The sequence below is a fragment of the Bacillus sp. DE0042 genome (assembly GCF_007680225.1).
Taxonomy (GTDB): Bacteria; Bacillota; Bacilli; order Bacillales; family Bacillaceae_G; genus Bacillus_A; species Bacillus_A wiedmannii.
Map to the genome: position 1 here is coordinate 203,162 of NZ_VEJP01000009.1, position 11,451 is coordinate 214,612.

9 protein-coding genes are annotated in these 11,451 nt (G+C 36.3%); 6 read left to right on the forward strand and 3 right to left on the reverse strand.

What is annotated here, in order from left to right:
* Positions 1-181 precede the first annotated feature (181 nt).
* Together FS802_RS26755 and hemL are read right to left on the reverse strand one after the other, a co-directional pair.
* A complete protein-coding gene (locus tag FS802_RS26755; RefSeq protein WP_144525604.1) occupies positions 182-4,618 on the reverse strand; it encodes a glutamate synthase-related protein in 4,437 nt (1,478 codons plus the stop codon).
* Positions 4,619-4,816: 198 nt separating this feature from the next.
* Positions 4,817-6,115, reverse strand: a complete 1,299-nt coding sequence (hemL, locus tag FS802_RS26760) for a glutamate-1-semialdehyde-2,1-aminomutase (protein ID WP_070169384.1) — start codon at positions 6,113-6,115, stop codon at positions 4,817-4,819.
* A 127-nt stretch (positions 6,116-6,242) separates the two neighbouring features.
* Between hemL and FS802_RS26765 the strand changes: the two genes are divergently transcribed.
* The 6 genes from FS802_RS26765 (at position 6,243) to perR (ending at position 10,533) form a co-directional block, all read left to right on the forward strand.
* On the forward strand, positions 6,243-7,256 hold the full coding sequence (locus tag FS802_RS26765) for an ABC transporter ATP-binding protein (RefSeq protein WP_000843649.1): 1,014 nt from the start codon (positions 6,243-6,245) through the stop codon (positions 7,254-7,256).
* Positions 7,249-8,040, forward strand: a complete 792-nt coding sequence (locus tag FS802_RS26770; RefSeq protein WP_000521523.1) for an ABC transporter permease — start codon at positions 7,249-7,251, stop codon at positions 8,038-8,040. Before FS802_RS26765 ends, FS802_RS26770 begins: the two co-directional genes overlap by 8 nt.
* Positions 8,041-8,044: 4 nt before the next feature.
* Positions 8,045-8,830, forward strand: coding sequence for an ABC transporter permease (locus FS802_RS26775; protein WP_048559774.1), 786 nt, complete (start codon positions 8,045-8,047; stop codon positions 8,828-8,830).
* A 72-nt stretch (positions 8,831-8,902) separates the two neighbouring features.
* Complete coding sequence (locus FS802_RS26780) at positions 8,903-9,307, forward strand: potassium channel family protein (RefSeq protein WP_000964347.1); 405 nt, start codon at positions 8,903-8,905, stop codon at positions 9,305-9,307.
* A 44-nt stretch (positions 9,308-9,351) separates the two neighbouring features.
* Positions 9,352-9,807 carry a thioredoxin-dependent thiol peroxidase gene (gene bcp, locus FS802_RS26785; RefSeq protein ID WP_000633708.1) on the forward strand — a complete coding sequence of 152 codons (456 nt, stop codon included), beginning with the start codon at positions 9,352-9,354 and terminating at the stop codon, positions 9,805-9,807.
* A 297-nt stretch (positions 9,808-10,104) separates the two neighbouring features.
* Complete coding sequence (perR, locus tag FS802_RS26790; RefSeq protein ID WP_000237831.1) at positions 10,105-10,533, forward strand: peroxide-responsive transcriptional repressor PerR; 429 nt, start codon at positions 10,105-10,107, stop codon at positions 10,531-10,533.
* A gap of 142 nt (positions 10,534-10,675) precedes the next feature.
* On the opposite strand, the gene FS802_RS26795 is transcribed toward perR, so the two are convergent.
* On the reverse strand, positions 10,676-11,032 hold the full coding sequence (locus FS802_RS26795; protein WP_000025059.1) for a YgzB family protein: 357 nt from the start codon (positions 11,030-11,032) through the stop codon (positions 10,676-10,678).
* Between the last annotated feature and the right edge of the window lie 419 nt (positions 11,033-11,451).

Sequence of the window (11,451 nt, forward strand, 5' to 3'; positions counted from 1 at the left end):
TGATATTTTAGTGACGTTAATAAGAAATTAAGATTCATTTTATACTTTTTCCTAATTCTTTTTAAACATCAATTTTTAGTGAAAAAACCTGCTGAATTTCAGCAGGTTTCAAATTGTTACTATAGATTACTATGAGAAGTGTACTTCGTCAATTTTTTCTTGAGAATGAAAAGTTGGTATATCACTCTGTGGAGATAGATGGATCAGCCTGCTCTTTTTTCGGGATAATTTCAAAAAAATGTTGCTGCATATCATCGAGTAACGGTGTTAATAAAGCAACTTCCTCGTATTGCTCATGTTCATTTAATACACGGATATAATCTAGCAATAACTCAGTCACATCTTGCACGCCATTTTTACTAATTGGTTGTAATGTAACATTTGCCCCTTTTGCGATTCTTCTTTTTAAGGCGTGTTCTGTTAAACCCGAGCTTGAATCATGACGTAAATAAACAACACCACCAGTCATACCAGCACAAATCCATGGACCAGGATCCCCTAAAACAAGCGCTCGCCCATTTGTCATATATTCAAAAGCGAAACCTTTAATATTAGAGTATACACCTATATTCCCTTGCTCTTTTTCACGGAGTGGCTTTGTCATTCGCCCTCCAATTATCATGTCTGCTCCAGAGAGGCGAATGCCGGCGCGAGCATCAGCGTTACCTTGAACGTATAGCGATCCTTTTTGTGCACCGTACCCAAAACCTTTTCCGACAGAACCGTTATAATATATGCCGTCTTTTCCTTTTGCTTTCGTTATATAAATACCACCACCAAAGGAAGTTTTACCAATACCATCTTGTGCACCGCCATTTACGTGTATAAATAAGTTCTCACTATTATAAGCACCTAATCCATTTCCAGGAATAGAGCCATTCGTATACTTTAATGTAAGTGGTTCAAGCTTCGTGTCTTCATATAATTTACTACGAACGCGATAGCAAGATTCTAGCCCACCCATAACGCGTTGCTCTACGCCAACGCTTACTAATTCTTTTGAATGAGGGGAATGAACTGTTTCAAATTGTTTTTCCGGTACGTATTCTGTTTTTGTAACAGATGGGTGTTCTATCGTTTGTAGTAAATTACATAAATTTAATAAATTTTCGCCTCGAACTTGTTCTAATAAATCGGAACGTCCGACAATTTCTTGTAAATTTGCATAACCAAGATTTCCTGTTAATCGTTTTAGTTCTACGCCAAAAGTGGTGAATAAATGTAATAATCCAGCAACGGCGCTTTCTAATTCGCGCGGGACGAAGCGGCGTAATCCGTGTTCTTTCGCCTGAGCTTCAGACTCAATTTGTGTTGCAATTCCAACGTGACAAGTATCTAGATGACATCCGCGGCAAGTTGTACAGCCGATTGCAATCATGGATAATGTACCAAACCCAATCCGGTTTGCTCCAAGGAGCATGATTTTCAAGGCATCATTAACACTTCGAATACCACCGTCAGCCCAAATTTCTACTTTATGTCTCATATTTGCTTCTAATAAAGCATTGTGAGCGGCTTTCACACCAATTTCTACAGGAAGCCCTACATGTTGCAATGCGTGAATACGTGCAGCACCTGTACCACCATCAAATCCGCTAATGTTAATAAAGTCAGCACCAGCTTTTGCGATACCGACAGCAATTGTTCCAATGTTAGGGACGACAGGGATCTTTACAGCTACTTTCGCAAGTTGATTAGCCGTTTTAATTTCTGTAATCATTTGAGCTAAATCTTCAATGGAATAAATATCATGGTTGTTAGAAGGTGAAATTAAATCTGAGCCAATTGTAGCATTACGTGCTTCAGCGATTTTTGCTGTTACTTTTGAACCTGGCAAATGTCCACCTTCACCAGGCTTTGCGCCTTGCCCGATCTTTATTTCAATTAAGTTTGATGAATTTAGTAGTTCGGCATTTACGCCAAATCGCCCAGATGCAACTTGTTGTCCACGTGTATGTGGATATTTTCCAATCATATCTTTAATTTCGCCGCCTTCACCGTTTAAACTAATCATATTTAGCTGATCGGCCGCTTCTGCATATGCACGGAAGGCAACTTCATTTTGAGAACCGAATGACATGGAACTAATAATAAATGGTAAATCATGATTTTGAATGCTGATGGACACTTCTTCAGTTGGAACTACATGTTTTGTTTGTTTCGTTTGAACAAGGTGTCTAATTGCGATTGGATTATTTTCTTCTAATTCACTTAACTTGTCACGGTAATCATCATAAGAGTTTCCTTTTGCGACATCGCCGATTGCTTTCCAAATTCGCGGGAATATATGAAAAGATTTTCGCATTCTAACTTTAAGATTGTTATAATCATCCGCTCGCAATTGTGCATCTTCAGCAAGTGATTCAAGCGAAAAAGCTAAATCATTTGAACCGAAGAAATTCGTAATTTGTAATATATTTGCGATTTCCTCATGTAATCCGATAGAAGAATAGAGGCGACCGTAACCACGTAATTCATGAATTCCAATTGTTGAAATGACTTTTTCTAGTCCTTTATTAAGAGCAGTATACAAATTCGTAATTGGCGTTTTTGTTCCATCATTTACGGTTGCAAATAATAAATATGGATTCATACCATCTGCTCCTAATCCATACAGTGTGACGATATCATGTAAGGAGCGAAGGGCACCAGAACGTATAACGAGAGAGCAGTTTCGGCGTAATTTATTTTCGCTTAATACTTGATGTACTTTAGCGGTAACTAAATGCGGATCAATCCATAACTGTTCATTTAGATGAGCGTTGGCATCGTCTATTAATAGTAGGGAAGCTCCATCGTTCACGGCCTTTATCGCTTCAGAACTAATTCGATTTAAGGCGCATTGTAAAGTTTCTGTCGGACTGAATGTAGCAGAGATTGTAGCGATAGAGCTATGAGTATTGAATAGCTGTATAAGTTGTTCGTACGTAATTGTGTGTAATTCCTCTGTAATAGATTGTGCTACACTTCCTTCTAGAATAATGGGGGAAAGCATCTCAACTACAAATGGCTGTTTAGCTCCGCTTAATAAACTTGGGCGCTCTCCAAGTATTGTTCGTGTGGAGAAGTGCTCGACCTCTCGATCACGATCGATTGCTGGATTTGTAACAACGGCTACACTTTCCTTAATGAAATCAGCGATATTTCGTCTATCAGTATCGAGTGCTGCAAGTGGTGAGTCATGCCCAAGTGAGCGAATTGGCTCGACGCCTTTTGTTGCCATCTGTTCAAGAAGCTGAATATGTTCTCGATCCCACCCGAAAGAAACGTACTGTTTCGTTTCAACTTGAACAGAATCACATAATCCTTGGATTTCTTTCGTTTCAGGGATAGATAAGTTTAAATGATAATTGCTAACATCGATTCGTTTTTGGAAACGATTATATACTTCAATTTGGTATTTGTCGTATTCATAAAAAACAAGTTCATCTTGTTCATTCCATTTTAATCCGACCTTTTCTCCAGGCGCGAGTGGTTTCGGTTCTTCTACATATTCGGTTGGTGATACAACTCCAGGTTCAGAAGAGAAAACATAAGAACTCACTGTCTCTACTTTCCATACTGGTCGTAGTCCAAGGGAATCAACGCTGAAAACAGCCTCATCTTTATAACGTGAAATAATACCAGCTGGACCTTGCGCAAAATGGCCCCAAGCTTCACGTATATACGTATATAAATCTTGTAAATGCGGTTCATAAAGTTTAATTTCATTAATAATTGGTGGGAATAGTATATCCATTGCTTCAAATAAACTGTAGTCGTATTGAACAAGTAGGGTTTCTAGGGTGCGGTTTAAATCTTGGGAGTCACTTCCCCCAACAGTAAGTGGAACATGAATCATGTCAGCTTGATCGCGTAATTTTGCAATTGTGTTAATTTCACCATTATGTCCGAGAATGCTAAATGGTTGTACACGAAAAAAATTAGATAATGTATTAGTAGAATAGCGGTTATGTCCTAGTGTCATAGTTGAAGCGATAAGTGGATGTTGTAAATCATTGTAATAGGCAACAAGTGTATCCCCAGCACCTAGAACTTTATATACAACATGATCACGACTTAATGAAGCAACATGAATCGCTTCGTTTTCCTCTATTTTTATCGTTACTGAAAATAATGTTTGCTCAATATTTTCAACTTTATTTTCTGCGATAAGAGCAACTTGCCAAAATAAAGGTTCTTCCTGTTTACCAAGTGGACCGAGTGCATCGGAATTTATTACATCATCACTTTCAAAAATAATAGTAAAACTTTCGTTATTTAATTGCGTACGAATATGATTTTTTAAATTAACGATATTTGCGTTTTTATTTAGAAAAAAATGTCCAACGATAAAGTGGGGATGATCCACAATCGTTGGATTGTATCCGTTATTTTTCAGCTTTTCATTCCAAAGTGCTTTTGGGACATCAATGTGAATTCCGATACCATCTCCTTCACCATTAATGAAACCAGCTCGATGATTCATTTTGACAAGTGATTGTATGCAAAGGTCAATGTTTTCTTTTGTAGGAATTTTTCGTTTCTCCATAACGGAAACGATTCCACACGCATCATGTTCTGCATTTTTATAATCTCGAAATAAAGACGGTGTCCATGTATTTGTTTTATTGAGCATCCGTCAATCCCCCCTCTTATTGAAGTTTGAATAATCTTACTATTTAAGACGTGAGCAGCCTTGTATACAAAGATAGTAAGGATATAAAAGAAAATTAAACAGATAATTATGAATAATTATACTATTAATGAGGGATTTATGAAATAGAAAAAAGGAAAAAAGAAAGATGTGCTTTCTTTTTTCCTTTTAATGACGGGATTATTTATTATCCGCTAAAGCAGCAAATGCTCTGCCTACAGCTTCAATTGTATATTCAATATCTTCTTTTGTATGTTCTGTCGTTAAGAACCATGCCTCGTATTTAGAAGGTGCTAAGTTAATTCCTTCTTGAAGCATAAGCTTGAAGAATTTACCAAACATTTCACCGTCTGTATCTTGTGCTGCATCGTAATCTTCAATTTTATTTGTTGTGAAGTATACAGTTAAAGCACCTTTTAGTCGGTTTAATGTAATATCGATATTATGTTTTGTAGCTTGCTCTAAAATTCCCTTTTCAAGCATCGCACCAAGTTCATCTAATTTCTCATAAAGACCTTCTTGTTGAAGAACCTCTAGACAAGCGATACCGGATGCCATAGAAGCAGGATTTCCTGCCATTGTACCAGCTTGATATGCAGGTCCGAGCGGGGCAACTTGTTCCATAATTTCTTTCTTACCACCATAAGCACCGATCGGAAGTCCGCCGCCAATAACTTTACCAAGCGCTGTTAAGTCTGGTGTTACGCCAAGTAAGTCTTGAGCACCACCGTACATGAAGCGGAAAGCAGTAATAACTTCATCATAAATTACTAGTGCACCAGCTTCGTGAACAAGTTCATTCACTTTCTCAAGGAAGCCAGGTTTTGGCTCTACAATACCGAAGTTTCCAACAATCGGTTCTACAAGGATAGCTGCTACTTCATGTCCCCATTTATCTAATGCTTCTTTTAAAGTTTCTACATTATTAAATGGAACAGTAATAACTTCTTGAGCGATACTTTGTGGTACACCGGCTGAGTCAGGAGTTCCTAGCGTAGAAGGGCCAGATCCAGCTGCTACAAGTACTAAATCAGAATGACCGTGGTAACAACCAGCAAATTTCATAATTTTTGTGCGGCCTGTGTAAGCACGAGCGACACGAATTGTTGTCATTACTGATTCAGTACCAGAGTTTACGAAGCGGACTTTATCTAATGCAGGCATTGCTTCTTTTAACATTTTTGCGAATTTTACTTCTAGTGCTGTTGGTGTTCCGTAAAGTACACCATTTTCAGCAGCTGTTGTAATTGCTTTTGTAATGTGCGGGTGAGCATGTCCAGTAATAATAGGACCGTATGCTGCTAAATAATCGATATATTTATTTCCGTCTACATCCCAGAAATAAGCACCTTTTCCACGTTCCATAGCAACAGGAGCGCCGCCCCCAACTGCTTTAAAAGAACGAGAAGGACTATTAACGCCGCCAACGATATGTTCTAAAGCTTCTTTATGTAATGCTTCTGATTTTGTGAATTTCACTACAATTCATCTCCTTACAAAAATCTATGTATTATTCTAACATGTTTTTTGAAAAGACGTATTGTTTGTGATAGAGAAGGCAGTTGGGTAAACTATTCGTTGTGACATTTAGGAAGGGGGTCCGATTATGAAATCGGTAATTGAGGTACAAGGGTTACGTAAAGAATTTACAGCCTATTCAAGTCGTCCGGGATTAAAGGGTGCTTTTCGCGATTTATTAAATCGTAATTATAAAATAGTACCAGCAGTAAATGATGTATCTTTTACTGTGAAACAAGGTGAAATGGTTGGGTATATAGGTGAGAACGGTGCTGGTAAATCAACAACTATTAAAATGCTTACGGGGATTTTGACTCCGACATCAGGAGAAATTTTAGTAAATGGGATGAACCCGCATAAGCAGAGAGAAGAATTCGTAAGAACAATTGGTGTTGTTTTCGGTCAACGCTCACAACTTTGGTGGGATATTGCTGTACAAGAATCTTTTCGTTTATTAAAAAAAGTGTACGGTGTATCAGACGCTCAGTATAAAGAGCATATGGAACACGTGATTGAAACGTTAGATATTGGTCCTTTATTAGATAAGCCAGTTCGAAAGTTATCTCTAGGTCAAAGAATGCGTTGTGAATTAGCGGCAGCATTAATTCATAATCCGCCGTTATTATTTTTAGATGAACCAACAATTGGGTTAGATGTTCTTGTGAAATTGAAAATACGTGAATTTTTAAAAGAAATGAATGAACGTTATAAAACAACAATTTTATTAACAACCCATGATATTACTGATATTGAAGCTTTATGTGAGCGCGTTATCATGCTAGATGAAGGAAATATTATGTATGACGGTTCTTTAAATAATCTTCGTACGCAGTGGGGAGCAGAGAAGGAAATACATTTTCAATTTATTGCACCAGTTTCCTATCAGGCGTTATCAATGGTTATGCCTGATAGTCACGTCGTTTGGTCGAAAGCGAAAGAGGAAAACGCGTGGGTTGCAAAAATACCGAATGAAGAAGTTATCATTTCAATGCTTATTTCTAAAGTAGTACAAGCATTTCAAATTAAAGATTTAAAAATTAACGAAGTGTCTACAGAGGAAATTATTCGTAACATTTATGAAGAGGGTATTAAACATGGGTAAGTACATTGAAATGATTCGAATCCGCTTTTTAATGATGCTTGCGTATCGCACAAACTATTATAGCGGGATTTTAATTTATACAATTAATATCGGCGCGTATTATTTTTTATGGCAAGCAATTTATAGTGGAAAAGAGAATATTGAAAGTTTATCTATTTCGCAAATGACTACGTATATCGCAATTGCGTGGATGGCACGTGCCTTTTATTTTAATAATATAGACAGGGAAATTGCGATGGAGATTCAAGAAGGACGTGTAGCGGTAGAACTGATTCGTCCATATAACTATTTAGGAATGAAAGTGATGCAAGGTCTTGGTGAAGGAATATTTCGTTTTGCCTTCTTTTCAATTCCAGGTATGGTTATTGTTACCTTATTATTTTCATTGCAAATTACAACGAATTTTCAAACGTGGTTATATTTCTTCTTATCTTTAATATTTAGTTTTATTATTAATACACAAATTAATTTAATGACGGGAATGCTCACGTTCTTCCTATTTAATAATAGTGGAATTATGTATGCAAAACGTGTTGTTATTGATTTATTTTCAGGTCTATTATTACCAATTAGTTTTTATCCGTTATGGGCCCAAAAGGCAATGGTATTTTTACCGTTTCAGGCTATTAGTTATATTCCAAGTATGATTTTTTCAGAAGGTATACAAGGAAGTAAATTGTATGAGGCATTATTATTCCAAGTAATTTGGGCAATTGTACTTATTATTCCAATTGTACTCATGTGGAGAACGGCGAGAAAACGTCTAATTGTACAAGGGGGATGATGAGATGATATATATAAACCTATTTTTGCAATATGCAAGCCAATATATAAAAACAAAATTGGAGTATCGGGGCGATTTTATCGTTGGATTACTTTCTGATTTAGCACTACAGGCTGTTAATTTAATCTTTATTCTCGTTGTGTTTGGGCATACACAAGCATTGAAAGGCTGGAGTAGAGAAGAAGTAATCTTTATTTATGGTTTCTTTTTAGTACCATTTGCCATATTCTCAGCTTTCTTTAACATATGGGACTTTAATGATCGTTATATTATTAAAGGAGAAATGGATCGTATATTAACGAGACCGATTCATAGTTTATTTCAAATTATATTAGAAAGAATGGAACTTGAATCTTTAATTGGAGCGATCACAGGAATGATTGTAATGGGCTACGCAGCAGTGGAGCTGCAATTATCTTTTTACTGGTACGATTTCTTCTTATTCTTACTGATGGTAGGAGGAGGAGCACTTGTATACGGAGGGATATTTGTTACGCTTGCGAGCCTTGGTTTTTGGTCGGATGCGAAAAGTTCAATTATGCCGCTAATGTATAACATAGGTAACTATGGTCGCTATCCTGTTAACATTTATAACCGTGTGATTCGCTTCATTTTAACGTTTGTTTTACCATTTGCGTTTGTCGGAGTGTATCCAGCAGCATACTTTTTAAGAAAAACAGAGTGGAATAGCTATGCATTTGCAACACCACTCGTTGGTGTTATCTGTTTTACGATTGCAATTACTCTTTGGAATCAAGGGGTAAAAAGGTACCGTGGTGCTGGGAATTAATTATAGAAGCTTGTTTGTTTCTAAGGGATAAATCCAATGGCTGTCTCATACATATAAAATGAGGTGGAGGACATGTTGTGGGGATTTATTCTATTAATTGCAGCGATTGCTATTTTGAGAAGTGTCCAATTGTTATGGAGTTCATATTCAGATTCTAGGCGTTTCTTTTCGCTTTATAATTTAGCCTCCTTATTTTTAATTTATACAACGGTATTGATTGCGTTTGGGTTAAGTTATGTTGTATTAGAAGAAATGGGTTTTGCAGTTTTGAAAGAAGATGGAGAAAGCTTGCATGCCCAATCTTTTCAACTTGTAGAAATTTGCTTATATTTTAGCGCGGTTACTTTATTATCCGTTGGGTACGGTGATATAGCTCCGATTGGAATAGGGAGATGGATTGCGATTGCAGAAGCGCTAATTGGATATACATTACCGTTTGCTTTTGTAATGAGGTCTGTAATAGACAATGAAAAATAAGATAGCATTTGATATAGTAAAAGAAAAGAGTAGGAGTGATAACAATGATTACAGTAGGAGAAATGGCTCCAGAATTTACAATAGAGGGAAGTAACGGGGAACAAGTTCGCTTAGCTGATTTTCGTGGTAAAAATGTAGTGCTATATTTTTATCCGAAAGATATGACTCCAGGGTGTACAACTGAAGCATGTGATTTTCGAGATGCATATGGATTATTTCAAGAGAAAGATACAGTTATTCTTGGTGTAAGTCCTGATTCAGCGAACAGACATCTGAAATTCATTGAGAAGCATGAGCTTCCATTTGTACTTTTAGTAGATGAAGATCATAAGGTAGCAGAATTGTACGATGTTTGGAAATTGAAAAAGAACTTTGGGAAAGAGTACATGGGAATCGAGCGTTCTACATTCCTTATTAATAAAGACGGTGAGCTTGTAAAAGAATGGCGTAAAGTGAAAGTGAAAGGACATATTGAGGATGTTCTTTCTTATATAAAGTAAATTCATTGTGGAGATAAATATATAGAAGTAAGGCGAGTGTCTATACATATTTTATCGTCTTACATAAAGTGAAGTGTAGGGCATACCTCCTCAGATGATAGTATTCCAAGTGCGATTATGTCGCACTTTTTTTCTATGTAAATGTATAGAAAATGGGGAAGGATATATAAGAATAAGGCTATATACAAAAATAAACCACATACTTATAGTAGAAATATTGACGATTTATAAGAAAAGGAGTACACTCTTTATAAGAATTATAAAATAATAATCCGTATAGAATCGGGGTGCATGACGGTGGTCAAAGAAGAATTAAAAGAAGCGCTAGAAATGCTGAAAAATACGGGTGTACGCATTACTCCACAGCGTCATGCTATTTTAGAGTACCTTGTGGAATCTATGACGCACCCAACAGCGGATGACATTTATAAAGCATTAGAAGGTAAGTTTCCAAATATGAGTGTTGCAACTGTCTATAATAACTTACGTGTATTTAAAGAGGTTGGACTTGTAAAGGAATTAACTTATGGAGACGCTTCAAGTAGATTTGATTATGTTACAAGTCAACATTATCATGTGATTTGCGAAAAATGTGGTAAAATTGTTGATTTTCCTTATGGAGGTTTGGAACAGCTTGAAGAGGAAGCTGCGAAAACGACAGGCTTCGTTATTAATAGTCATCGCTTAGAAATTTATGGCGTTTGTCCAGAGTGTCATAAGGCGTAATATATAATAAAGAAAGAGGGAGACGTTTACGTCTCCCTCTTTCTTTATTATATATGGGAATTACGTTAGGTTCAGGAGGATTTAAAGCGTTCAGTGAAGAACCTAATTTAATTTTGTAAGGGCACATTGTACATATATATGCCTATGATTTATAGCTCTTCTTATTATATTTCTCATCAAATTCTTTTCCTTCTAGATTTCGATCCATTGTTAAAGGTTGGTTGCAATGCATACATGCGTCGACACGACCGAGCATTTTTGTTGGCTTATCGCAGCTTGGACAAATAATTTGTATAGTTTTAGTAGATAACATACCAATCCAAAAGTAAACGACAGTACTAGCGATAACAGCTAAAAAGCCAACCATCATAAATGTTGTCATAATAATAATGTTTTCACGGAAAAAGACTCCTAAGTATGCAATGAAGAGGCCGATAAATACTAAACTTAATGCAAAGGTCCGGATTTTATTGATTTTGTTTGAATACTTAATGCTCATTCTCACCACTCCCCTATAACAATAATATAACATAAAATTTAGAATTTTCACTCGTTCATAAACGTGATAAACCGATAAGATATGAAATATGGAGTATGATGAAGAACGAAGGGAGGCTATAATGATTTTTGGAACATGTTTTTAAAGTTTTAACGGGGTGTGAAATTTTTTTGTAAAAAGTATTGACCCTTTATATACTGCATGATATATTAATAACCGTCGCTGATGCGGAAACGCAGAAAACGACAAAAAAGAAATTTGAAAACTTAGTTGACATCGAAAAACGAAGATGTTAACATAAGGAAGTCGCAAATGAGCGACTAAGTAGTTCTTTGAAAACTGAACGAAACAAACAACGTGAAACGTCAATTTTTATTTTTAGATGCTAGACAAACTAACTTTATTGGAGAGTTTGATCC